Raw genomic sequence first — 25601 nt, forward strand, 5'->3', positions numbered from 1 at the left:
ATAAGAACATAATCATGCAAGTGAGCCAGATGCTGTTCTAACCCAAGACACTAACTGCGAACCATCAAACGTGTCTCCTTTGCGCAGCTTAAATGTCTTCCTTTCCACTGGACCATTAAACATATCTTCTGGAAGATTCAGTTCTGTTGCATTGAAAATCGTAAAGCTGACCTCATCCTTAGATGTCGAAATAACAGCTGCATATTTTCCGTTTTTCAAAAAGTGAGGCTTCTTATATTGCATACGTTCTTGTACATCTGGTATCGCTTCAATGACAACATCACGAAGATTAGCAGACAACGCACCCTGCCACGGTTCTAAAGCTTCTATAAAATCCGTTACTTCCTGGTTCATTCGTTAGTTCCCCCTCTTCATTAACATAACATTAAATTTACTTTTATTGCTTTCTATAAAAGTTAAGGTGATCCTGCAAATCTGCTTCCATACCCAATGTTCTCGCAACCCGCTTCAATTCAGGATAATCTTCGAACTTCCGCATCTCGATTTCAAATATTCCATATCCTTTTGGAACTGGCATTCTCATAGCCCAATCCGATGCCTCAATTTCTGAAACAACATCGATTAGCGTGTAACCTGCAATTGTTTCTTGATCATTTGAGAAAGGACCAACCTGCACAGTAGGTTCAACTCCGTGCAATGGATATACAATTCGCATCCCAATTACGCTAGGCTGTAGCTCTTCTGCAACTACAAGTACACCCGCTCTCGCTAGAGATTGATTATACTCATTCAACTCCGTCTTGTATTCCAGACTAGGCTTTATACCCGCTTCCGAGTATTCTGTTGCTTTAACCATTAACATAAACCGCATTTTTGTTTCCCTCCTTAAGGGAAGGTAAATTGACTCAGCACCATACAGCTAATATGCTTCCCTACTCTGATGACGAATGGAAAGCTCCATAATCGACAAGTGCTCTAAAATAATTATTGCTTCTCGTTAGACCTGCATTCTTCGGCTCGTTTACTTAAAAGTTCCTGCTCACGAGCATTTCTAGTCAGTGAGGCTGCCCTTTCAAATTCAATTGCTGCTTCATCTAGTCGTCCTAGCTTCATGAGTAGATCACCACGAACGCTCGGTAGCAAATGGTATTGTTTGAGGGAAGGTTCAGACATTAACTCATCAACAATTTGTAGCCCGAAGGATGGACCAAACGCCATCGAGATGGCGATCGCTCGATTTAATTCCACGATCGGGGATGGATTTGCTCGAGCCAACCCTTCATATAAAGCTGCAATTCGAATCCAATTGGTTTCTTCTGGGTCAGTTGCCTGGGCATGACATGCAGAAATTGCCGCCTGTAATGAGTATGGACCTAGCGGACGACCAAGCTTTTGGCTACGCTCAAGTGCCGCCAAACCACGTCGAATAAGCAGCTGATCCCACTGTACCCTGTTCTGATCCATAAGAAGAATGGGCTCACCTTGAGAGTTAACACGGGTTTTTAATCGTGAAGACTGAAACTCCATTAAAGCAACCAACCCATGAACTTCAGGTTCTTGTGGTGCGATCTCAGCTAACACACGTCCCAGTCTAAGTGCTTCCTGACATAGTAATGGTCGAATCCAGTGTTCTCCAGAAGTTGCCGAGTAGCCTTCATTAAACATAAGGTAAACTACCTCAAGCACTGTGGCTAGTCGTTCTTTAAGTTCCTTCCCCGCTGGAATTTCGAAAGGAACCTTCTCTGCACTCAGCGTTCTCTTCGCTCGAACAATCCGCTGGGCAATTGTAGATTCGGAGGTAAGGAAAGACCGAGCGATTTCATCTGTGGTAAGTCCGCATAACAGGCGCAATGTTAAGGCAACTCTCGCATCCTTGGACAATACCGGATGGCAGGTCATAAAGATCAAACGAAGGAGATCGTCACCGATCTCCCCATCCAAAGCTTGATTAACGTCATCCTCTGTATATAATTGCATACTATGCGCAATCTCTACATACTTCTGATCTCGAACCTTAGTTCTGCGTAAAAGATCAATTGCGCGTCGCTTCGCAGTCGTCATCAGCCAAGCACCCGGATTGTCTGGAATGCCATTCTCCGGCCATCTTTCTAGCGCAATGACTAAAGCATCCTGTGCCAAATCTTCTGCTAGGCCCACATCCCGAACCATTCTCGTCAATCCTGCAATCAGCTTTCCTGATTCAATTCGCCATATTGCATCTATGGTTCGATGTGTACGGGAGATTGTCATGCCTTGTTCTGCTCCTGTAACCGCTTGAGAAGTGCTGCTTCTTTCTCCAATAGTTCTTCATTATCCGTTAAATCTTCTGCCTCAAACACTTGTCTAAGTTCAATCTCTCCCTGTCCAAAACCGTGAGGATCAGGCATGCGCATAGCCCATTCAATTGCTTCTTCTCTAGATGTCACTTCAATTAGCGTATAACCCGCGATCATTTCTTTCGTTTCAGTAAATGGACCATCTATGACTTTCGCCTTTCCTCCAGGCTCTGGATAGGAAATCCGAATTCCTTTGGAACTCGGTTGTAGTCCATCACCGCCAAGTAATACACCAGCCTTTAATAATTCTTCGTGATACTTCTGCATCGCATCGATAAGCTCTTGACTAGGTAAAACCCCTGCCTCTGAATCCGTTGTCGCTTTAACAATCATCATAAATCTCATAAATATAACCTCCTCTTATTTAGTGAAGCTTCGTAATGTTGTAGAAACAATTTAGGAAATCCGCTTCTATATATACAACGAACGAACTTCAACTGAATCGACAACTAATAAATTTATTTTCTTAATCTTTGTTTAACTTCCCTGTAAAGAAGGCAGAAAGCTCCATTGATATCATCTTAGCATTAAGTTTTTTCGTATGTCCTAGACCCTTTTTACTCAGTAATCTCACATTAGGGAGGACATCCGCTAAAGCTTTGGCACCATGACGTAGCGAAGCTGGGCTCTCTGTGCCTTCGAGAATAAGCGTTGGCATCGTGACTGTGCTCCACATGTCAGTAGGAAGAGACTTTCCGTCCATATATCCATCCAACAAAGCTGCATCATAAGGAAGCGTGTGAGCAACTGCCATAAGTCTAGACCATACCGTTGGCATCATCCGCATCAAGCTTACAATGAATGAGGGTGCGCCCATTCCTTTGGTCATGAAGTACTTAATAGCATCAGCACGACGATCAATAGTAATAAGATCAGTAACTTGCTCCCTAAAATTAGCGGGTGTCTTATGATCCGCAACATCGACTACGAACGGTGGCTCATGCAGTGCTAATTTCGTGATATTTAACCCGCTTGCCGCAGCTTGAAGAGCAAGAACTGCACCTGAAGACAATCCCCATACATATGCCGAGCCACCAGCTTCAGCAATAATTGCCTGCAAATCTTCAATCTCACGTTCTATGGCATATACCAACGCGTCTCCACTATCACCACGACCACGGCGGTCGTAATTGTAGACCGTAAACTGTTCAGACAACAGACTAGCTAGCTGCACCTGACCTGGGAATTTACGATAACTAAACGCTCCCGCTACAAGTATTAGTACTGGTCCTTGACCAACTTTGTCATAAGCAATCTGAGTACCATCTTTTGAAGTTACTTTGAACATATGAAAGCCTCCTTCACCGTTTTTACAAATGATATAGATTTTATCAACCTATATTAAGACAACGAATGACAAACAACCAAATCGACATCTACTCAAAAAAATTTTTAAGTCAACAGATAAACAATATTGCCCCCTAATTTAGCAGCGCTAGAAAACAAAAACACCCCTGTAATTACTAATATAATTACAGGGGTAGCTCTCGATGTTCATATATCTAAGAAGTGATGACTTCCAAGTGTATAATACATTTTTTACCTATTGTATCATTTTACTTTTGACACGAAAAGATGGACAGTAATGAAATATAGAAAGGATTAAACAAAAAAAGAGCCGGTAGAGTCATCCGCTATCCGGCCGCAAAAGTTTCTCGTATAATTTAGCATGAGTTTTCTAAGGTGTATTTTTAGCGCCAAAACGTTGTACAATCTGCCTTATCCGCAATATTAAACTCGATCATCTTCTCAAGTAATGTGTAATCAACTGGACTTCCCCACTTGATACGGAACAAATTTTTAGTATGATCATAACCTGCCTGTACAATTTCGTCTGAGAATTGATTAATTCCTGGAATTTCAGGTGCAATGGACATATGATTTTTAGATATACTAAAGCCAATAATAAATGTGTCGTGATCGGTAAACATAGGCTGATTCCATGCAATCTTCGGTTTTAAATCTGGAAATGCATTTGTTACCCAAGTGAAAATTTCTTCCATTCGTTCCCGATGTTGCGGGCTATCAATTTTATCTAAATACTCTGCAAAAACTTCCATTCCGTTCTCCCCCTACACTATTTTTACTGAATCCATTTATTCTCTATGTCCTAGAATTTTAACTTCTTCTTCTGCATTAATTTGAATTTTCAAATCGAGTCCGTTCCTTAATTCACCAAAAGGCACATAGGTTTTATTTTTATATGTGATGATTGATTCTGATTTAATCGTATATTTCTTGTTACCTAAGCTAATTGCCCATCTAGTATCTTGTTTAGAAATCGTAGCATCTATTGCTGTTGCGAAATCTCTAAGCCCAACGTACCACACATAATTTTCTGATAAGAAAGTCGCTCCCCCGGGAAGTTGAATATCAACCTTGTCGTTAAACCACATACGAGGACTCTTTTCCGGGGATAATACTCCATCATAATTTCCTAATAATAACGGGTCTGGTGCAAGATTATACTCACTTGTAAAAATACCTGATGAAAGATTTAGATACCCGTTACGAGCAGGTTTATAAAAGTATACTTTAACAATTTCGTCACCATAATCCCATAAATAAGTATGTTCTGGAAACTTCCCTTTATACGTTCTATTGTAAGGAGAAAGCTCTTTTCTTACTTTACCCGTTGATACATCTACAATAATGGTCAAGTAATCGTTTCCTCGCTTACCTGTCTTTTCGTCTAATTTATACTCTGAAATAAGTAAATATTTACTATTCGGAGAAAGGTACGAATCAGAAACTGTCTTAGTACGTGTATAAGCCTTATACGAACTTTTACCGCTTTCCTTATATCCAACAAACCACTGCTTTTGCTTTGAATCATAATAATGGGCGTAAGTAATATTTCCAATCTTTTTCTCCCATTTTACAGTACCCGTTTCAGATTTCTTCGTCATCAATTTCAGGCTACCATCAAGCGTCAGCTCATAGTGCTTCTCGATATAGTAATAATTTTTATAAAAGGACCCCTCCCAGTTTGAAGTAGGCTCAACTTTAGTCTTTTCTACTACCAATACGATGAGTTTTTTGAGATCTTGAGCTTGAGTGTACCCCCATTGCTCTAAGGCACTATGACCATAATAATCAACACGTTTAACTTTTCGTACTAGCTTATTGGAGAACAAAGAATAAACCTCAATTTCATTATCTAAAAAGGTATTTGCGTCTGGATAAAGTATATATCCGCTAAAATTTTCGAACACACGTATTCTATCTTGACGCGTTGTTCCACTCGCTTCTTTCAGTATTTTCATTGTTTTATTGACACTATCAAACTCATATAAATGGTTCATATATTTTATTGAGTCAGATTGAACATTAAGTAAACTGTCCCAATAAATCTTGTCACCCATGATGAATATTTCATTAGCATTGGTGATATTACCCATATCTAACTTTCCCTTACTCGGTTTTTTAACCGCTAACTCAGGAAATAAATACTTTTCTTTCCACATCGTATTTCCATTAGCAACGTCGGCATAACTAACGTACATATACGGAATAGCATTTCCTGTAGTCTTATCAAATTCATAATCAACACTTACATCTGTAACTATAACTCGCTTGCTCTCTGCAGATGTGAATTGTTTCTCACTAAGCAATATACTGAACACAGTAATAATTAATAAAAATAATCTTATTCCGTTCTTCATATCACTCAACTCCCGATAACTTAGATAATATATGGATATATTATCAATATTATATAATTCTATCAATGTTATTTATCTCGTCGGATCTATCCGAATCTGGTAAGGAGCCATCCATTGTAATCATATAATTCTGATTACCAACGGATTGGGTCCAAAAGGATAATCCTTAGTCGCTCCTTTTTTCTTTATACAGTATTCAATGATATTATTATTCAAAATCAGTATCTCGCCTTCTCCGATAACAACAATTTCCTTATGGCTAGTATATCATTATTATAAATGAATAAAGCCCGACCATTCTTGCTAATTAGTTATGGTAAGTGAAATAAGAGAGTAAAAGGACGTAGGGATTGTGGGGAAACGAAGTTCAGACCTTGTTAAAATTGAACTATTTACAAAAATTGGTATATATGATATCTTTTATGTGAAAGCGCTACCATGATGTGATAGATCGATAAATTATTTATCATTTTTGTACATGGGAAGGAAAGATGGAAATGAAAAAATTGTTCAAAAAGACAAGCACTATTTTACTAGCATTTACTCTGCTGCTTGGATTGATGACAGCCCCCGTTCATGCAGACTCCGCACTTTTCACAATTGAAAGCGAAAACGCACAGCTTACCTCCGATCTTCAAGTAGTTACTTCCATTTACGGACAACCTAAGCCCGGATTCTCCGGTAGTGGATTTGTCTGGATGCAGAATTCCGGCACAATATCCTTCACAGTAACCGTCCCAGAAACCGGCATGTATTCGATCTCCACCCGCTATATGCAAGAGTTGAGTGCTGACGGCAGGCAACAACATTTATCAATTAACGGCGTTACCAAGAGTACGTTTATGCTGCCTTACACGACCGAATGGAAGGATTTTGATTTTGGCTTTTATAAGCTAAACCAAGGAAGCAACACGGTTCAACTGAAGGCAGGTTGGGGATTCGCTTATTTTGACACCTTCACTGTTGATTACGCAGATCTTGATCCATTGGATGTGCAGCCTACTCTCACCGATCCTCAAGCTACTCCGGAAACTCAACTTTTGATGAATTATTTGACCGAAGTTTATGGCAACAATATTATTTCCGGTCAGCAGGAGATTTACGGAGGCGGAAATGACGGCGATACTGAATTGGAGTTTGAGTGGATTTACAACTTAACCGGAAAGTATCCTGCAATCCGTGGCTTTGACTTTATGAACTATAATCCGTTGTACGGTTGGGAAGACGGCACAACCGATCGAATGATCGATTGGGTGAATGACCGTGACGGAATCGCAACTGCTGCCTGGCATATTAATGTCCCTCGAAATTTCACCACATATCAGCTTGGAGAGTTTGTCGATTGGAAACAAGCCACCTACAAGCCGACCGAAACCAATTTTAATACAGCCAATGCAGTAGTACCCGGTACTAAAGAATATCAATATTTGATGATGACTATTGAGGATTTGGCAGAACAACTGCTCATTTTGCAAGATAACAATGTGCCAGTTCTTTTCCGTCCATATCATGAAGCCGAAGGCAACGGCGGGTTGAATGGTGAAGGCGCATGGTTCTGGTGGGCTTCGGCAGGTGCGGAAGTGTACAAGCAGCTGTGGGATCTGCTCTATACCGAACTTACTGAGACTTACGACTTGCATAACTTGATATGGACCTACAACAGTTACGTGTACAGCACTTCTCCAGCATGGTATCCTGGTGATGATCAAGTAGATATTGTCGGATATGATAAATACAATACGGTCTACAACCGCTATGACGGTTTGTCCGGCGTACCTAATGAGGATGCCATTACTTCAATTTTCTATCAACTAGTTGATCTAACAGATGGCACAAAAATGGTAGCCATGACCGAGAACGACACCATCCCAAGCGTTCAGAATCTGATAGATGAAAAATCTGGATGGCTCTACTTCTGCCCTTGGTACGGCGAGCATTTGTTAAGTTCTTCCTTCAATTATCCAGCCACCCTCACCACGCTTTATCAAAGTAATTATGTAATCACATTAGATGAGCTACCTAATTTAAAAGTTAACAATCCAATTCCAAACTCGTCCATCACACCTACCAACGTTGAATTTGATAAATATGCATCCAATCAAACTGACAAAACGATTACTGTGAATTTTAACGGCAATACATTATCTGCACTTCGAGTAGGCGCTAATGCATTGACCGCGACTCAGGATTATACTTTAAATGGAAATACGCTAGTACTGAAAAAAGAATATCTTGCAGGACTACCGGTTGGCGAGCATTCGATTATCTTTGATTTTAATCAAGGACAAGATCCTGTATTAAAAGTCAAAGTTGTCGATTCAACACCGGGCGCTACAATTTCGCCCGTAAGTGTAACATTTGATAAAGCGACGAATTTGCAACATAATATTTCTGTATCATTGACCTTAAACGGAAAGCAACTATCAAATATAACAAAAGGAAATTATACGCTTCAATTGGGACAGGATTATACGGCATCAAGCACATCTGTCGTTCTAAGCAAGTCCTATCTATCCACGCTGCCGTTAGGTCAGAATGCGATAACCTTTCATTTCAGCGGAGGAAATAACGCTGTTCTTACAGTAAATGTAGTGGATAGCACTGTTCCTATACCGACAACAGGAAACTTGACGATCCAAGCCTTTAACGGCAACACTAGTGCTTCCACCAACGGAATTTCCCCTAAATTCAAAATAATTAACAATGGCACATCAGCAATTCAACTTAGTGATGTAAAACTCCGTTATTACTATACGATTGACGGAGAAAACGCACAGAATTTCTGGTGCGACTGGTCTAGTATCGGAGGGGCGAACGTTACTAGCAATTTCGTAAAACTGGCGACTTCGGTTACTGGAGCCGATTATTATCTGGAAATCGGCTTCACAAGTTCGGCTGGATCGCTTAATCCTGGTCAAAGCGCAGAAGTTCAAGCACGTTTCTCCAAAACCAACTGGTCCAATTACAGCCAGTCTAACGATTACTCTTTTAAGGCATCTAGCACTCAATTCGCAAACAACGAACAAGTGACTGGGTACATGAACGGTCAGCTTGTATGGGGGATTGAACCGTAAGAAGATAATGAAAAAGGGGTGGATCGGGAGAGAGTGACCTATAACGTGAAACGTACACTAGGGACTGACACCTAAATGTGAGACAAATCAAAACACCTTCAAGTTGTAATCATATTTTAATATGATTACAACTTGAAGGTGTTTTTGTTTTATAAAGTGATACAAAAGTGTCGATTAGCAATGACCAATTCATCATTCTCATGAACAGGGGCATCACCTGTAATTACACTATTAATACTTGGGAAAAATAATAAAATATGCTTCAAATTCTTTAATTGCTGTACAAACCATTTACCAAATTCGATTTCTTCACTTTGCATATTTTCTAGCATTTCTTCGGCTTGAACCAATCTCTCTGACTTCATTTCACCAGTTATAGACATTTGATTAAGGTAGCATAAATTGACTGTAAAATATAAATATGGAAAGATGAAGAGGGTGATGTGATGAAGAAGCTAATAAGTATAGAAACTGCAGAAACTTTACATAAAAGTATAGGATTATCATCCAAAATAATGATGAAAGGCTGCGGTCACCTCCCATTTATCGAGGTTCCGCATGAATTCAATCAAGCAGTTATTGATTTCTTATCACAAAGCGTTTTATCACGTTAGTTCATTCCCAGTATAGATTCTCGAAGTTTCCTAGGAAGTTTATTGACAACCAAATCATAAGAGTGATCAATCATTGCAAAAATATCCGACTCTTGTAAGGAGTCATCCATTGTAATTGTATTCCAATGTTTTTTGTTCATATGATATCCTGGACATACGTTCTCATGTTGCTCTCTCAAATTTTCTGCGATCATCGGGTCACATTTTAAATTTATATAAGAATAATCCCCTTTGTTCTCAAAAATAAGCGCAAACATTTTGCCTGCAATTTTAATCACTATTGGTTCGGGTCCGAAAGGGTAACTCTTAGTCGCTCCGTTCTTCTTTAAACAGTATTCAATGATATTATTGTTCAAATCAGTATCTCTCCTTCTCCGACAACAACAATTTCTTTATAGCTAGTATATCATTATTATAAATGAATAAGACTGTAGACAAACTTGGATTCGAGTTTGTCTACAGTCTGAGTCTTACTTCAAATATAGCAGTAAACTATTCAATCAAGAAGAGTAAAGCTTGCGTTTGGAGCATAATTATTTTGTCAATTCATAAGTACTATTGATTGATAAACTCAACAAAGCTTAAGAATCTTTTCAAAATTGCTGTTGCTTCTGCTCTTGTAGCATTTTTTGCAGGTGCAAACATTTGATTTGCGTTACCTTGAACAATACCAGCTGAAGCACTAATTCCAACCGCATCTTTTGCCCATGTTTGGATGGATGCTCCATCCTCAAATTTAGCAGTTGCATCTAATTTACCTGCTTTTTCTAGCTTGCCCGTCATTGCAAGAGCTCTAGCTATCATAACAGCTACTTGCTCACGAGTAATTTGTGCTTCTGGACGGAATGAACCATCTTCAAAGCCCTCGATTAATTTTGCTTTTACTGCTGCTCCTACAACACCTGCATACCATGCATTAGCATCTACATCGTTAAATGCTAGTCCAGAGCTGTCTTCCTTCAATCCTAGTGAACGGACAAGTAATGCTGCAAATTCAGCTCTAGTGACACTTTGATCTGGAGCAAAGTTTGTTGCAGACTTTCCTTGAACAATAAATTTAGAAGCTAATAGCTCTACATCAGCCTTTGCCCAATGCTTAGTCATATCTTCAAATGATTTTGTGAAAGATACAACTGCGTACTGACTGTTGCTATTACGCTTAATTGTAACAAACGTTTTTCCATTTACTGTTTCAAATATTGCTGGTACAAATGTAAGTTGGTCTGTTACAGGATCATATGATACTACAGTTGCAGTAGAAGAATTAACTAAGCTTCCAATTGTAATACTTCTTTCTACAAATGTATTACCAAACCCATTAACTTCTTGAGATTTTCCATTTGCTTGAGCCATAATGGTAAATTCAATTGGTGCATGTAGTAGCTTACCATTAGCCTCTTCTACTTTCTGAGTTAGCTTGTCTGCATTACCTTGCGCCATTACTTCAATATTGATTGAAATGATTAATTCATCCATTTTAACTCCAAGATCTTTTGCTAGCTTTTCCAATGCCAAAATACTTACTGGTAAATCATAGCTGTAATTACCTGCATTTACAGAAATGACTGTGTCCTTGTTAGCATCGATTAGAGCTGCTGCTGGAAGCTGAATTGTAATCATTCCATCAGTCACATTCGCAATATTCACTTGAATTTTTTTCGTAGCTGCGCCAGCAACTTCGGCCTGCTTAATCGCTTCTTTTAATGCATCTGCTTGTACAGATACAGTAGTTACTGTCTTGCCTTGTGCATTCGTTTCTTTGCTAATGTTTTCAGACGGCACTATTACTGTAACAACATCACCTTGATTAGACTCTCCAGGTTTTGTTTCAGGTGTAGGATTATTTCCATCAGAGTTTCCACCGCTACCACCTGACCCTGGTAATGGTTTACCTTTAAGATCAGTAATACGTCCTTCTAGACCAATATCTATAGTTCCTACTCTGTCTAAATGAGCTAGAAACACTTCATAGTCTGGCATGAATAGCTCATAGATTCTTCCGTCTTGTCTTGCATCTCTTAATGCGTAGTAGAAATCTCCACCACTAGCTGTAAAGGAGTTTGTTGCTAGCATATAGTATGCATTCGGATCAAGCTTAGAGTACGTTCCTTTTTCATTTTTAATCTGTACCTCAACGATACGGCTACCGTTAAAAGTAATCTTTTCTGTTTGTGTATCAATGGTTTGCTTCGCTTTTGTTGAATCATAGATATATTTCATTCCAGACACATGTGCAAAGCCACCATATTCTGCTGGTGCACCAGATACACCATTTTCTAGCGCTGCAATTAACTCCTTGCCTGTTACCTTCACCGCTACGATGCTGTTATCAAATGGTAATACTGTTCTTACTTCCCCTAGTGTAATGTCACCCGATGAAATTCCCTCACGGATACCACCACCATTTTGCAAAGCGATGTATCCTTTAATTTCAGCTAGCTCTGAGCTAGGAAGTAGAGATGTAATTTTCTCCTTCATCGCTGCAGCCATACCATCTGTAATCAAGTTACCTAGGTTTGTTTCTTGACGACGTACTGCGCGCTGCATTTTGCCATCAATCATAGCATTATAATCTAATTCCACTACAGAGTGTCCAACAACTTCAGCCATCATTTCATCTAAACTTGCTTTGTAGCCTTGCAGCTTTTCTTTCGCTGCTGCATCTTCCGCATAGTCTGCTACATTTAGTAGATTTCCGTTCCATGTTTTCAGTACACCTTTATCATCGAATGTTGCATCAATAACACCAAGCTTTTCGCCATACTCACCCGTTTGTACGATAATTGTTGGCTCACCATTCACATGCTTCACGACTGGTTTTGGAAGAAGCGTATGACTGTGTCCACCTACGATAATATCAATACCTTCAACTTCATCAGCTAAAGTTAAGTCGAAGCTGTAGCCTAGGTGCGTTAGGGCAACAATTTTGTTAATACCTTGTTCCTGTAAGGAAGCTACGGTTGCTTTGGCACGCGCAATGTAATCTTGGAACACAAGCGTGTTACCAGGTGAAGAAATACCTACGGTTTCTTCTGTTGTTAAACCGAACACACCAACTTGCTCACCATTTACATCAAGCACGATAGATGGATAAATATGTGCGTTTTCAATGGGATGATTTAAGCCACCAATTTCATTTTTGAATAGCTTGCTTAGCCCTTCATTTCCACTGTAGTCAATGTTGGAGCTTAGGATTGGGAATTGTGCTTCCTTAATGAAACGCTCCAAGCCTACTGGGCCTTTATCGAATTCATGATTACCTGTAACCATAGCATCATAACCAACCATGTTCATAAACTCTAAATCAGCAAGTCCTTCATACTTCGTGAAGTATAATGTACCTGAGAATACATCACCTGCATCAAGTAGAATACTATGGTCATTTTTATTCGCATTAATTGCTGTTACACGCTTCGCTACACTATCTAGTCGTGCATGTGTATCATTTGTATGCAATACTCGTAATTGGAAGTCGTCTTCACTTGGTACTTCTTGACCTTTAAGATCGATTTGAGCCATTAATGGATCATGGTCTGAAGCACGTCCTCTAGAAAGAGGGAAGTCTGCATTAATATGAACAACATCTACTTTACTTGCAGAGGCTAGGTTATTACTTACTAATATATGGTCTAACGTTTGAGAGTTTCCATCATAGGTGTAAGAATAGCGATCATTAATCGGAAGCGTATCGATCAAGTTGATCATTTCATTTCCTTTAAGAATTTTCAATGTATCTGTAAATTGGAAGTCGTTTAAATCTCCCATTACAACAACATTTGCATCACTATTTTTTGTTACAATATCCTTTACAAAGTCGTTTACAACATTAGCAATCTTATGACGTTGCACTTCGCTTGAAAGTACAGGAGGCTGGATGTTACCAAACGGTCCATTATCTCCACCTTTGGAGTTAAAATGATTAACAATGGCAATAACCTTTTCTCCGTTAAATTCAAATTGCGCTACTAATGGTTTTCGAGAAGCATTAAAAGCTGTGTTAGTTGGGTCAATACGTCCAGGATTAACACTTAGCTTATCATTTTCAGCATTATAACTAACTGCTGTAGTAGCTGTTCCTGCTTGTCCTGACACACTATCCGTTATTTTCACACGATCAGGATTGTATAAGAACGCAACTCGAATATTTCCACCTGGTTCGCCGCCATCCTTCTTATCCTGTGGAGAAATATCAGTATATTTATAAGCTGGTCCTCCTGCAGCAATTACAGCATTAATAATCGTTTCATAAGTTTTATCTGCTGCAACAACTCCGTTATCAACTGGACCGTTGTTATCCTGAATTTCAAGCAATGCGATAATATCAGGTGATTTTAAATTAATTACAATCGAATCACCAATCTTGTTGATTTTCTCTTGTGGAGTACCAGGATGAAAATTCTCAACGTTGTAGCTTGCAATCGTTAACTTATCAGGATCAATTTCCAGTTCAGTTGTTTGTCTTTCAAATGTACTATCTTGAATCTCTGGCAAACTGCCTTGACTTGGAATGATTTTGAAATTTCCGTTATTGTAGCCTACAATACCATTAACATCATCGGTAAATACATCACCTGTTCCGACTTCTTTTCCAGGGTCTCCGTAAGCAATAATTAATCTTTGAGGATTGTAGTTTAAATCCTCTTTCAGAATTAAACCTCCTGCTGGTGTCAGTACATCCTCTTCTTCATTTTCTACTCGTGTTGGAATATTATGAAGCATAGAATTGCCAAAACCGCTTGTCCAATATGGACTAATAATCGTTGGTTTTGATAACTTTACACGCATACCTTCAATCGATTCATAAAAATCAATCGCATCTTTATCTGGATTAAACGTAGTCATTCCATCACTATCAATAGTGGACGTTGGAATTGCTCTTCCGCCCTTACCAAGTAAAATTGGCTCAGGAAGATCATTATCAGAAGATAATACATCAATTTTTATATTTGTTAATTGCGTTGTTGTTAAGTTCGTAGCTAGACCTTCATTATACTCTTCTACTTTACCTGAAATAGATACTAGGTCTCCAACCTTAGGCTTAATTACTTCATTTGTTGAATACACATAAACAGCTTCTGATGTTTTATCATCATTATCTGGTTCTATATCTTGAATATAAAAACCACGATAAGCACCTGTAGCAAATTGATATGACAGCTGTGTAACTACACCTTCTACATCCTTAACGGTTTGATTTACATATGGAGATATATGAGCTGCACCTTGAATATCACGAATTCTCGGATTAGCTTTGACTGCCTTATATTCAAATACATATGCGATACTAAACACATTGTCTTTAACTACAATAGCTTTAATCGTTGTATCTTCATTCACTACGATTGGCGCAGTATATTTAAAGCTATTTACAGTTGGTGTAGAACCATCTGTTGTATAGTAAATAACCGCTTCATTATCTGGAGTTGAAAGTGTAACTCCATTACCGATAGCTATCGTTCCTGCATCAGGACTTGCCTGAACAGAAAACTTATTCTCGATTAATGAACTGCTGCTTAACGGGATGAGTTGAAAATTACCGTTATATTCCTCAATAACACCAATTATCTTTTCGAATGTTTTACCTTCTTGTAGACTAGCTAAGCTGGAATAAATATCGAATTCCGCTGCTATACCTTCTTGCGTTGCTTTAAATACTGTTCCTGATTTACGACCAATCGTTACATTTTCTATATAAACGAGCTGTGCTTCATGCTGCTTACCATTTGCAGGTGTTAAATCGCTTGCTGTAACTAATTTTGCTTCAGGTACCCCTGCATTTTTCTCTGAAACCTCAGAAGTTAGTCCATTTTGTGGTTTCAATTCTTGTAAACCACTGTAAATTTCCATAACTCCCTGTACACTAACCTTGTCACCAAGACTAGCATCTGGAATATTCATTCCATATAAAACGATACCGCCTGTTTCATCTTGAATGTATGTTTTTGCACCATCGATATGAGAAATAATACCTTCTGTCCATACATTTTGATTTTTAGGGACTAAACGTGCTTCTGAGATATCTGTTTTCTCTAATAAAGTGTAATCAAATATTGAGCCTACACTATTAGCCAATCCATCAAAGCTTGCGTAACTATAAATTGAAACATCATTTGTTAATACTATTGGTTCTGAGTAAAGTGAAACTGGATTTGCTTCACTATCAAAAGCATAATAAATTGAAGCTCCAGTAGTTGCTGAGATCAAATTAATTTCTGTGCCAGCAGGCCAAGCATTGGAAGCAGGACTAGCTTCAACCTTTGCTACTGCAGGAGCAGCTTGTGAAATCCCTTGAATTTGAATATCTGCAATTCTGCTGTTTCCTCCAGTTTGCACAGTTGCTGGTGGTCCATTAATGGAAGTATTAGAAGTATTTAACCAACGAATATAAACAGAGCTCTGATTTTCAACCTCTTCTGGTAAAGCAAAAGGTCCGTAAGGTGCGATAGCAGCTGTAAGCTCTACATTAGCTATAGGATGAAAATCGTCGTCATCACCTGTTAAGCTATATTGAATTTGAAATTCTTTTGGGGAAGTACTTGTCCCAAAAGCTTTATATGTTAAATCTAGATCTGTAAAATCTGTAGTATCAATTTTAACTTGCCAGTAACCATCTGATTTATCCCAACCATTTGTATACAATGTTTTGTTTGAAGCTGTATAGGAAAGTGTTCTATTATTGCTGATTGAAAGTAAGCTAATTTCCTTATTTGCATCACTACCTTCTGTAGCCTTTAGATTATCGTTGGATGTAAAAATCCATTCCGCTACTGAATCCTTTGCAGCTGCAGCTTTTGGTAGCAAGCCAGCAGGAAGATATGTAGTGATTACAATTGCAATAATTAACATCAAACTAATCCATTTTTTGTTAACGTTTTTCGAAAAAGACATTTTTGCACCTCTCCACTTTCATTTTTTTTAATCCTTCATTTCCAGCTAAAATTATCATTCATAGCTGTTGGCTTCATGCTTCTCTTAGATGGAATCTGTAGTTACCTACTTCCCTCCTATTAAAAGAATTATTTAGCTTTTCTCTCCTACATCATGTAGTCTACAGGTCAAAAGTTAACTGGAATGTCGATTTATATTAAGAATTATTAAAGGTTAGCGTTCTTTTCATAAAAAAATGAAAATTATTGATAAAAATTCATAATAATAAAACTTAATTTTTAGTTATTGGTATTTTATTCGAATTTGTATTGAAGATTAGTTGAGCATTCTGCTAAAAGAGGAGCTACCTATTATGTAATTTCTCATTGTTCTAAACAGTGTATTCATCAATTCACAGTCCATTTCGTTCTTTTAATTGTTCCATATTATATATTTTCTAACCAATAGCATCTGTTAACAGCTAATAAACCCTGACTGCACCACCCACCCCCAATAATCCCGCTCCACCTTACTCCCACAAGGCTTCCCCTCTTCACGATACCTTCCAAAAAAAATCCGTTTTTTAAATAAGTACGATTGAAAACCGAGCAAAACACCTGAGAAAACCACCTGTCAAAAACATGAATTGAACCGTAAAAGTGTGACGGAAGAGCAGGAGTAAAAGCAGGGGAAAACATGGAGATTAGGTTTGAAAGGGGGCAGAAAAAGCAGGAAATAATGAGAGGTTAAATGGAGATAAAGACAGTGGAGGCAAGGGATTACGAGGATTTTGATTGAGGAAAAGAATTGAAATGGAAAAGAAAAAGCCGAGTGAAATCAGGATGAAATACCTGAAATCAGCTCGGCTTGTCGTTAAACTTTATTAGCTTTAAGCAAGGTTTTAATGGTGGGCATCATAGTTTGTTGGATGTAGACAGAATTGGGCCGATATTGTTTAAGGAAAAGATCGAGGAAATAATTAAGAATGAAAAGAAAAAGCCGAGTGAATTCAGGAGGAAATACCTGAATTCACTCGGCTTGCCGTTAAACTTTATTAGCTTCGTGCAAGGTTTTAATGGTGAGCGTTAGAGTTTGTTAGATGTAGACAAATGTCACCCAAGCCCCTCTAACCTACTCTACAGTAACGCTCTTCGCAAGGTTACGTGGTTTATCCACATCATGACCTAGTGCAAGAGATGCGTAGTAAGAGATCAATTGCAACGGCACTACAGCTAATGCTGGAGTAAGAACAGGCAATGTTTTTGGAATTGCGAAAACTTCATCTACTGATTTCGCAACTTCTGCTTCGAAGCCTTGGTTCGTTACTGCAAACACATGTGCGCCGCGTGCTTTTACTTCTGTAATATTGCTCAATGTTTTCTCAAATAGACCTTCTTGAGTAACCAAAGCAATAACTGGAATGTCATCTTCAATCAATGCAAGAGTACCATGTTTCAATTCACCTGCCGCATAAGCTTCAGAGTGAATATAAGAGATCTCTTTCAATTTCAATGATCCCTCTTGTGCAACTGCATAATCTACTCCACGTCCGATGAAGAATAGACTTGTATGATGAGACATAGATTCAGCCACTTGCTTCAATACAGAAGCTTGCTCCAAAATGCTCTCAACTTGCTCTGGAAGTGCTGTTAATCCTTCGATAATATGAGTAAGCTCTGCTTCTTCTTTCGTACCAAGTACGCGTGCAAGATGAAGACCAAGCAAATAGAATGCAATTAATTGAGAAGAGTATGCTTTTGTAGAAGCAACTGCAATCTCAGGTCCAGCCCATGTTGCTATTACATCGTTCGCTTCACGTGCTACAGAGCTACCTACAACGTTAGTAATTGCAAGTACACGAGCGCCATTACGCTGTGCTTCACGCATAGCTGCTAGTGTATCCGCAGTTTCACCAGATTGGCTTACTACAATTACTAGTGTATCAGGTGTAATAATTGGTGAACGGTAACGATACTCAGAAGCTACATCTGTTTCAACTGGAATGCGAGCCAATGATTCGATGACTGATTTACCAACTAAGCCTGCATGGTATGCTGTACCACATGCAACGATGTGAACTTTAGAGATTGAACGAATATACTCATCGTTCATTTCGAGCTCTTTGCTAAGGTCAACTGATTTACCGTCTTCTGATACGCGACCAAGCATCGTTTCACGGTATGCTTTCGGTTGTTCATAGATTTCTTTCAACATAAAATGATCAAAACCAGCTTTCTCAGCTGTCACTAGGTCCCAATCAATATGCACGATATCTTTAGCAATGCTCTTGCCTTCAAGGTTGAATAGTTCTACCCCATCATGAGTTAATACTGCCATATCGCCATCATCAAGAATATATACATTACGCGTATATTCAAGAATTGCTGGAATATCAGATCCGATAAAGTTTTCACCTTCGCCGATACCGATAACTAATGGACTTGCATAACGTACTGCTACCAATTTGTCAGGCTCATGAGAAGTTAGTACGCCTAGCGCGTATGCACCTCTCATATGCTTCACAGCACGTTGTACTGCTTCAACAAGGTTACCATCGTATTCTTCAGCGATAAGATGAGAAACAACTTCCGTATCTGTTTCAGACACAAACACATGTCCTTTAGCAATCAATTCTTCTTTAAGATCAAGATAGTTCTCGATAATCCCGTTATGCACGACAGAGAATTGGTGAGAATTATCTGTATGTGGGTGAGAGTTCACATCAGAAGGCTTACCATGAGTAGCCCAACGAGTATGACCAATACCAACTGATCCAAGAAGAGGTGTACCTTCAAGCTTCTCTTCAAGATTAGCAATACGACCTTTAGATTTTGTAACCTCAAGTCCTTGTTCTGTAAATACTGCTATACCAGCAGAATCATATCCGCGATATTCTAACTTTTTCAATCCTTCAAGCAAAATCTGTTGTGTTTCCCCATTACCAATATATCCAACAATACCACACATAGTATAAACCTCCGCGTTGTGTATCGTTTACAGGCAGTGCCTCATCTACTTATGACTATGACGATACTGTTAATCTGCGCGGAATGCATAGCAAATATCCATATAACTAACTGGCTCCTTCGTTTCATAAGGGCGATAGCAAGCTAACCCATGGAATTATTCCATCAGCAATATGATTTGCTAGCGATCCGCATACTTATCCTGCTCGCTCTCCATAGCGACAACAGTATAAGAACTGTGAAACGATCACTTGATTATAGTCAGACAGCAATTCGTTTGTTCAATCAGTCGCCCAATTGGTTTGCAAATTAGCTTACGGTTGTCTGTAGTTACCGAAAGGTCCCCGCCGAAATTTCGAACACCTTTACCTCGTCAGCTTAATAGTTAAAAGTAAGTCCATTTTTTGAACTACCTCTTACAATGAACGTTCAAAACATTTGCTTGTCAGCATCAAGAAGATGACCCACAGCGAAAACGAGTAGCACAGCGTACGTTTTGTGTACGTGAGCACACACAGGCTTTCGATGGGGCGGTATATTCGCCGCCGACTAAGCTACGTTAGCATAGTCATCATGATCACAAGTGACTGTTTTGAACTTACCTTTACCTCATTAAGCTCTGGCGCTTGTTTTTTTGTAACCCCTACCCTCTCTCTCTTCTTGAGTCATACTACCTATCATATTCATTTTCAGGCTAGTACGCAACAACTTATTACATCCAATTGGATAAACATTTATAATTCTTGTATAAATGCCTCTTTACAAAGAATAAGGACAGACTGTAACAATCTGTCCTTGTTATCCATCATTCAGTAATAATCTCATTATGAAGTAACTAATATGAACACGTCAACTTTTAACCAAGCTGTTTCTTAACAACAGCAGCAATACGATCAACATAAGCATCGACTAGTTCTTTCTCTGGTCCTTCAGCCATAACACGAATCAACGATTCTGTACCGGATGGGCGCACAAGTACACGACCATTATCACCAAGCTCAGTCTCAACTTCGTGTACCGCTTGTAGAATAGCTTCGTTGCCTTCATAAAGACTCTTATCAGCAACACGCACGTTAACAAGCTTTTGCGGATATTTACGCATAAGACCTTTTAACTCGCTTAGCTTCTTGCCTGATAATTGCATCGTCTCAACAAGCTGCAGGGCAGTCATAATGCCGTCACCTGTTGTAATGTGATCTAAGAAGATAACATGACCAGATTGCTCTCCACCAAGATTGTAACCGCCGCGACGCATTTCTTCCATAACATAACGATCACCAACTGCAGTTTGAGCAGTATTCAACCCAATCTTCTCAGTACCTTTGAAGAATCCGATGTTAGCCATTACTGTTGTAACAACCGTATCATGTTTCAACTTACCTTCACGCTTCATACGATCACCAATAATACATAGGATGAAGTCGCCATCCACTTCTTCACCATTCTCATCAATTGCAATAAGACGGTCTGCGTCACCATCGAAAGATAGTCCAACATCTGCACCGTGAGCAAGTACTTGCTCACTCACATATTCAGGATGTGTAGAACCTACACCTTCGTTGATGTTTTTACCATCTGGTTCTGCACCTACCGTAATAACTTCTGCACCTAGCTCTTTGAAGATTTGCGGAGCTAATTCATATGCTGCTCCATGCGCACAATCTAGTACTAATTTCAAGCCAGAAAAATGGCCTGTAATCGTTGTTTTCAAGTAAGCTGAGTATTTATCCGCTAAATGGTGTGCACTTACTACTGAACCAACATCTCCCCCTACTGGACGAGGTAATTCATCAACTTCTGCATCAATTAACGCTTCGATTTCTAGCTCAGTTTCATCAGATAGCTTGAAACCATCCCCTGCAAAAAACTTAATTCCATTATCTTGAACAGGATTATGGGATGCTGAGATCATAACACCCGCATCTGCTTCCAACTCACGCGTAAGGTATGCAACTGCAGGAGTAGACAATACTCCTACGGAGATTACATCTGCACCAATTGATAGTAATCCTGCAGTTAGCGCAGCCTCAAGCATATTGCCAGAGATACGCGTATCACGTCCAATAATAACTTTTGGCTTATGTGCTGCACGAGTAAGTACATATCCTCCACAACGACCGATTTTATATGCTAATTCAGGTGTTAGTTCGGTATTAGCTACTCCTCGTACACCATCTGTTCCAAAATATTTCCCCATAACTGTTCTCCCTCAAATGTTTAATGTTAATATTTAGTTTATTTTAGTTTGTTTCATGCATCTTGAAGAGACGACGTATAACCATTTATTTATTCTACTTGTCCATTACCGCTTGAAGCTGGGGACTCTGTAGGCTCCTCATTAACATCAGTACTGGGCTCAGGATCGGTAGAATCATTACCATTATCAGGCCCGCTAGTTGGTAAATCAGGAATTACATTGTCCACTCCATCATTTTCACCACTAGCATCTACTTCCTTCGTACTAGCAATGACAACTGTGACGTTAAGTGTGAAACTCTCGGACTCTGTAGCATGAATATACGCTGGTAATTCTGCAGCAACGGTTAACTGATGTGTGCCTATCGCAAGACCAGTCACATCAAGCGACAACTTAACTTCAGAATTTTTTATCTTTTGTAATAAAGTTTCTGCTCCAGCAAGTAATACATCGATGCGTCCATTCTTACTTTCAGAAATCGTAGCTTTCGTATCATCCACAAGACCAGTAATCGTGACAGGAATTCCGCTCATCGTTCGAGTTGCTGTCGCTTCAATCTCAACAATGACAGGAATCTCCCCTGGCGTTACGGTCAAGCCATTTTCCGACTTCTCAGCCTTAACTAGTACTTCACCTGATTCCTTCACCTTCGCTAAATCTAATACGAAGCCATCATATAGATTCATCTCATCTAGAATTGTCTGTGTCGCGTTGACTGTTACACTCGTCGTTGATGAATTAATAGAGACAAGACTATACCCTTCAGGAAGATTACCCGTATATCTTAATTGCACCGGTAACTCTTTCGATGGTAAGGAAATGATCGTCTCTGCACTTAATGTATCAGGCTTAACGGAAACGTTAGGAATGAGAACTCCTTGCGTATCGTACGCAACAACTTTAGCCTTCTTATTCGTTACATTCGCACTTGCACCTGTAATATCTACCGTAACAGCAAGCATTCCTAGTCGTGCATAATCATCCTTCGGCATTGTAACTTCAACGACGTTGCCAGTATCTCCAATAATAGAAGATTCTCCTACGATATAGCCTGCAGCAGGCTCGCCTTCAGTAAGGACTTGAACTTCAAGTGTTTGCGTCTCAAGTTCTTCGATTTGCACAGTAACATGACTCGGAGAAATTTCTACCTCTTTAATCCCGGCAGGCATTTGTACTTTTAACGGAAGGTCCTGAATACCGGGCCCAACGCCATTCAAATCGAGTTGTACGACATAATCATCATTAGTCGCTGTACGTAAGTTAGAAATTCTACCTTCAACAACGACGCGAACTACCGTTGGTTCCAAACCTGTTAAGACATACTTATCTGTATCTAGACCAATCGGCACAATTGTCGCTGCTTCAATAATCTTCGTATCTGTATTAGACGTTACAGACTGCGGAGAGGTTTCAGGATCAATATGTACGATCGCCCAGATTAATATTGCGAGTATTAAAGATAAAACTTTCAAGGAAGTAGGATGGTTTAACCATTTATCCATGCTGATCCCCCTTTATCTTCTTGAAGAAAGCTAATATGGAACTCTCCTTCTTCAATCCATCTGCACGTTGTGATAATTCCTCGTGCAATTTAGAAATAAGTGATTCTTCATTAATATCGCGCACAATAAGCCCATTAAGCGATAACGAAATTTGACCAGTCTCTTCAGACACAATCAATGAAATCGCATCACTAACTTCACTTACGCCGATTCCCGCACGATGTCGTGTACCTAATTCTTTACTTATAAATGGGTTCTCGGATAACGGTAGATAACAACCTGCCGCCATAATCTGATTGCCACGTACAATTACAGCACCGTCATGCAATGGGGAGTTAGGTGTAAATATATTCATAAGCAATTCTGATGAAATTCTAGACTCCATCGCAATACCTGATTCAATCATTTCCGAAACGCCTGTTTTTCGTTCAAATACGATTAGTGCCCCCACTTTTCGCTTTGCCATTGAACGAACTGCTCTTATGATCTCTTCGATTTGATCACTAAGATCAGCAGCATCTAATGACGAGCCGCGAGAGAAAAACTTACCTCGTCCTAATTGCTCGAGCGCCCGTCTTAACTCTGGTTGGAATAGAATGAGCACCATTACGATACCCCAGTTAAACATTTGACCCATTAGCCATTTAAGCGTAAATAAATTGAACCATGAACTAATTGCCCATGTAGCAACAAGTACAAAAACACCCTTCAATAACTGAACAGCTCTCGTACCACGAACAAGTATCATCACTTTATATATGATAAAGGCTACGATCCCAACATCAATAATATCCTTCAACCAGTCCTGCCAAGAGGAATCTGTAAAATAACTCATTTTTCAACCCCCAACTGCCACAACATCCTATTTCACTTCATGTAAGGTTTCTATATTGACAATATAAAATCCTTTTTGTCGGGTAAATAAAAATGCTTCCCTCGAAAAGGGAAGCTTTTTGTAGATTATTGCGGAATTGCCTCAGAAATTGATGAGGTTACTTTGTACCATATCCAATCTAGAGCTTGGTCAATGATTTTACTTTGACCGGCAATATGACCGGTTGAGGCAAGCACCATTTTCCCATCGATTACGGTAACATTTCCATCTACAGCACCCTTCACCTCAACTATACCATTTTCGACCACCAAATCTCCAGTCAACTGACTACCTTCTGGTACAATTACTGTATTTCCGTTAATGACAATGTACTGTAAATCTTCTTGCGAGCCCGAAATAACGAGTTTGTTATCATGATCCCATGATGCAAAGACACTAATAAACATTACTACTATAAACATTGCAGCAGCAGTTAACCCAGGGTACCGGTATAACCAACGGACGAATCTTGCATTGGATCTTGTTTGTTGTTTCTTCGGTAGTTGTGAGAGAATAGCTGATTTCAGATCTGTTATATCACGTTCACTTCTTACTGTATTCATTACCGGTGCATGCATAGCAAACTGCGTCATTGCATCCGTTTTCTCAAGCTGTTCATATTGTTGCTTACAGCTCTCACAGTTATTCATGTGAGCTTCTAATTGTCTAAATTGATCTATGTCAAGCTCACCGTCTAAGTATAGATGAATAGCTTGAATCGCAACTTTACATTCCATAGCAGCCAGCCCTACTTTCTTTGTTTCTTTCGATAATGTCTTCCACTACGTTCTATTAGACATACGTTTCATCAAAATTAACGTTTCAAAAGAATATTACCTATTTATTCTTATGAGTTATAATTTGTGCTCCAACTTTTTACGGAGAAACTCACGGCCTCGATGGACCCTAGTTTTGATTGTCGTAACAGGCATGTCCAATATATCTCCTACTTCTTGCAAGGAGAGCTCATGAATATAGCGAAGTATCATAACCGACTTATATTTGGGCGGCAACGTATCAATCGCTTGATGAATGATTTGTTGTGTTTCGGAAATTAGCAATTCTGATTCTGGCGTGCGATTGTCGCTAGGAATCATAGAATAACCATCCAAACCTTCATAATCAGAAGATTCTGCATCCAAAGAGTATACCGGCTTACGTTTTCTTAACCGATCAATACTTAAATTAGTTGCAATGCGATAAATCCAAGTTGAAAACTTCATCGTAGTATCATAACGTTCAAGGTTATTGTATACACGAAGAAAAGTATCCTGAACGACATCCTCGGCCTCTTGGCGATTGTTCAACATACGATATGCCATATGATATAACTTCTCTTGATACAGCTCTACAAGCTCAGCAAAAGCAGCCTGATCGCCCTTTAATGCCAGCTTAACGAGCTGACTCTCTAATAGATTCACTCCACTTTTCCTCCAAACGTCTCTTGGTACGTCTGCTCTTTTCCTTACTATTTTATCCTAAAACATGAAAAGATTCGAGCATTCTCTGCTCGAATCGTAATTATTTATTAAGAAAGGCTGTTAA

18 protein-coding genes are annotated in these 25601 nt (G+C 39.2%); 2 read left to right on the forward strand and 16 right to left on the reverse strand.

What is annotated here, in order from left to right:
- Positions 1 to 12: 12 nt before the first annotated feature.
- From NV377_RS10190 to NV377_RS10220, 7 genes are all read right to left on the reverse strand, one after another.
- Positions 13 to 354 carry a DUF1801 domain-containing protein gene (locus tag NV377_RS10190; RefSeq protein ID WP_258201090.1) on the reverse strand — a complete coding sequence of 114 codons (342 nt, stop codon included), beginning with the start codon at positions 352 to 354 and terminating at the stop codon, positions 13 to 15.
- A gap of 43 nt (positions 355 to 397) precedes the next feature.
- Positions 398 to 832, reverse strand: coding sequence for a YciI family protein (locus NV377_RS10195; RefSeq protein ID WP_258201091.1), 435 nt, complete (start codon positions 830 to 832; stop codon positions 398 to 400).
- A 113-nt stretch (positions 833 to 945) separates the two neighbouring features.
- Positions 946 to 2211, reverse strand: a complete 1266-nt coding sequence (locus tag NV377_RS10200; protein ID WP_258201092.1) for an RNA polymerase sigma factor — start codon at positions 2209 to 2211, stop codon at positions 946 to 948.
- Complete coding sequence (locus NV377_RS10205) at positions 2208 to 2642, reverse strand: YciI family protein (protein WP_258201093.1); 435 nt, start codon at positions 2640 to 2642, stop codon at positions 2208 to 2210. The genes NV377_RS10200 and NV377_RS10205 overlap by 4 nt, the downstream gene beginning before the upstream one ends.
- A 121-nt stretch (positions 2643 to 2763) precedes the next feature.
- Positions 2764 to 3585 (reverse strand): alpha/beta fold hydrolase, encoded by an 822-nt coding sequence (locus NV377_RS10210; RefSeq protein ID WP_258201094.1) that lies wholly within the window; start codon positions 3583 to 3585, stop codon positions 2764 to 2766.
- A gap of 403 nt (positions 3586 to 3988) precedes the next feature.
- Positions 3989 to 4357 (reverse strand): iron chaperone, encoded by a 369-nt coding sequence (locus tag NV377_RS10215; protein WP_258201095.1) that lies wholly within the window; start codon positions 4355 to 4357, stop codon positions 3989 to 3991.
- A gap of 36 nt (positions 4358 to 4393) precedes the next feature.
- Complete coding sequence (locus NV377_RS10220; RefSeq protein WP_258201096.1) at positions 4394 to 5962, reverse strand: hypothetical protein; 1569 nt, start codon at positions 5960 to 5962, stop codon at positions 4394 to 4396.
- A gap of 497 nt (positions 5963 to 6459) precedes the next feature.
- On the opposite strand from NV377_RS10220, the gene NV377_RS10225 reads away from it, so the two are divergent.
- On the forward strand, positions 6460 to 9036 hold the full coding sequence (locus NV377_RS10225) for a cellulose binding domain-containing protein (RefSeq protein ID WP_258201168.1): 2577 nt from the start codon (positions 6460 to 6462) through the stop codon (positions 9034 to 9036).
- A gap of 149 nt (positions 9037 to 9185) precedes the next feature.
- On the opposite strand, the gene NV377_RS10230 is transcribed toward NV377_RS10225, so the two are convergent.
- On the reverse strand, positions 9186 to 9401 hold the full coding sequence (locus NV377_RS10230) for a hypothetical protein (protein ID WP_373425814.1): 216 nt from the start codon (positions 9399 to 9401) through the stop codon (positions 9186 to 9188).
- Positions 9402 to 9482: 81 nt separating this feature from the next.
- Here NV377_RS10230 and NV377_RS10235 point away from each other — a divergent pair, with 81 nt between their 5' ends.
- The gene (locus tag NV377_RS10235; RefSeq protein WP_258201097.1) at positions 9483 to 9650 is read left to right on the forward strand and encodes an alpha/beta fold hydrolase; all 168 of its coding nucleotides are present in this window, start codon (positions 9483 to 9485) and stop codon (positions 9648 to 9650) included.
- On the opposite strand, the gene NV377_RS10240 is transcribed toward NV377_RS10235, so the two are convergent.
- The 8 genes from NV377_RS10240 to sigW form a co-directional block, all read right to left on the reverse strand.
- Entirely contained in the window at positions 9647 to 10006 is a 360-nt protein-coding gene (locus tag NV377_RS10240) for an MmcQ/YjbR family DNA-binding protein (RefSeq protein ID WP_258201098.1), read from the reverse strand. The genes NV377_RS10235 and NV377_RS10240 overlap by 4 nt on opposite strands.
- Positions 10007 to 10205: 199 nt before the next feature.
- A complete protein-coding gene (locus NV377_RS10245; RefSeq protein WP_258201099.1) occupies positions 10206 to 16538 on the reverse strand; it encodes an S-layer homology domain-containing protein in 6333 nt (2110 codons plus the stop codon).
- Between the two features lie 1110 nt (positions 16539 to 17648).
- Positions 17649 to 19484, reverse strand: coding sequence for a glutamine--fructose-6-phosphate transaminase (isomerizing) (gene glmS / locus NV377_RS10250; RefSeq protein ID WP_258201100.1), 1836 nt, complete (start codon positions 19482 to 19484; stop codon positions 17649 to 17651).
- 855 nt (positions 19485 to 20339) lie between these two features.
- Positions 20340 to 21680 (reverse strand): phosphoglucosamine mutase, encoded by a 1341-nt coding sequence (gene glmM, locus NV377_RS10255; RefSeq protein WP_258201101.1) that lies wholly within the window; start codon positions 21678 to 21680, stop codon positions 20340 to 20342.
- A gap of 89 nt (positions 21681 to 21769) precedes the next feature.
- Positions 21770 to 23182 (reverse strand): CdaR family protein, encoded by a 1413-nt coding sequence (locus tag NV377_RS10260; RefSeq protein ID WP_258201102.1) that lies wholly within the window; start codon positions 23180 to 23182, stop codon positions 21770 to 21772.
- Complete coding sequence (gene cdaA, locus NV377_RS10265; RefSeq protein WP_258201103.1) at positions 23175 to 24017, reverse strand: diadenylate cyclase CdaA; 843 nt, start codon at positions 24015 to 24017, stop codon at positions 23175 to 23177. Before cdaA ends, NV377_RS10260 begins: the two co-directional genes overlap by 8 nt.
- Before the next feature lie 125 nt (positions 24018 to 24142).
- Complete coding sequence (locus tag NV377_RS10270) at positions 24143 to 24793, reverse strand: zf-HC2 domain-containing protein (RefSeq protein ID WP_258201104.1); 651 nt, start codon at positions 24791 to 24793, stop codon at positions 24143 to 24145.
- 117 nt (positions 24794 to 24910) lie between these two features.
- Positions 24911 to 25477, reverse strand: a complete 567-nt coding sequence (gene sigW / locus NV377_RS10275; protein WP_258201105.1) for an RNA polymerase sigma factor SigW — start codon at positions 25475 to 25477, stop codon at positions 24911 to 24913.
- Between the last annotated feature and the right edge of the window lie 124 nt (positions 25478 to 25601).

The sequence above is a fragment of the Paenibacillus endoradicis genome (assembly GCF_024721975.1).

What these genes read in the sequence shown, in the direction of transcription:
- NV377_RS10270 (WP_258201104.1), bottom strand. Translation starts at nt 24,793, where the DNA reads ATGGAATGTAAAGTTGCGATTCAAGCTATTCATCTATACTTAGACGGT.
- NV377_RS10195 (WP_258201091.1), bottom strand. Translation starts at nt 832, where the DNA reads ATGCGGTTTATGTTAATGGTTAAAGCAACAGAATACTCGGAAGCGGGT.
- NV377_RS10245 (WP_258201099.1), bottom strand. Translation starts at nt 16,538, where the DNA reads ATGTCTTTTTCGAAAAACGTTAACAAAAAATGGATTAGTTTGATGTTA.
- glmS (WP_258201100.1), bottom strand. Translation starts at nt 19,484, where the DNA reads ATGTGTGGTATTGTTGGATATATTGGTAATGGGGAAACACAACAGATT.
- NV377_RS10260 (WP_258201102.1), bottom strand. Translation starts at nt 23,182, where the DNA reads ATGGATAAATGGTTAAACCATCCTACTTCCTTGAAAGTTTTATCTTTA.
- cdaA (WP_258201103.1), bottom strand. Translation starts at nt 24,017, where the DNA reads ATGAGTTATTTTACAGATTCCTCTTGGCAGGACTGGTTGAAGGATATT.
- NV377_RS10210 (WP_258201094.1), bottom strand. Translation starts at nt 3,585, where the DNA reads ATGTTCAAAGTAACTTCAAAAGATGGTACTCAGATTGCTTATGACAAA.
- NV377_RS10235 (WP_258201097.1), top strand. Translation starts at nt 9,483, where the DNA reads ATGAAGAAGCTAATAAGTATAGAAACTGCAGAAACTTTACATAAAAGT.
- NV377_RS10220 (WP_258201096.1), bottom strand. Translation starts at nt 5,962, where the DNA reads ATGAAGAACGGAATAAGATTATTTTTATTAATTATTACTGTGTTCAGT.
- NV377_RS10230 (WP_373425814.1), bottom strand. Translation starts at nt 9,401, where the DNA reads ATGAAGTCAGAGAGATTGGTTCAAGCCGAAGAAATGCTAGAAAATATG.
- NV377_RS10190 (WP_258201090.1), bottom strand. Translation starts at nt 354, where the DNA reads ATGAACCAGGAAGTAACGGATTTTATAGAAGCTTTAGAACCGTGGCAG.
- NV377_RS10200 (WP_258201092.1), bottom strand. Translation starts at nt 2,211, where the DNA reads ATGACAATCTCCCGTACACATCGAACCATAGATGCAATATGGCGAATT.
- NV377_RS10215 (WP_258201095.1), bottom strand. Translation starts at nt 4,357, where the DNA reads ATGGAAGTTTTTGCAGAGTATTTAGATAAAATTGATAGCCCGCAACAT.
- NV377_RS10225 (WP_258201168.1), top strand. Translation starts at nt 6,460, where the DNA reads ATGAAAAAATTGTTCAAAAAGACAAGCACTATTTTACTAGCATTTACT.
- glmM (WP_258201101.1), bottom strand. Translation starts at nt 21,680, where the DNA reads ATGGGGAAATATTTTGGAACAGATGGTGTACGAGGAGTAGCTAATACC.
- NV377_RS10205 (WP_258201093.1), bottom strand. Translation starts at nt 2,642, where the DNA reads ATGAGATTTATGATGATTGTTAAAGCGACAACGGATTCAGAGGCAGGG.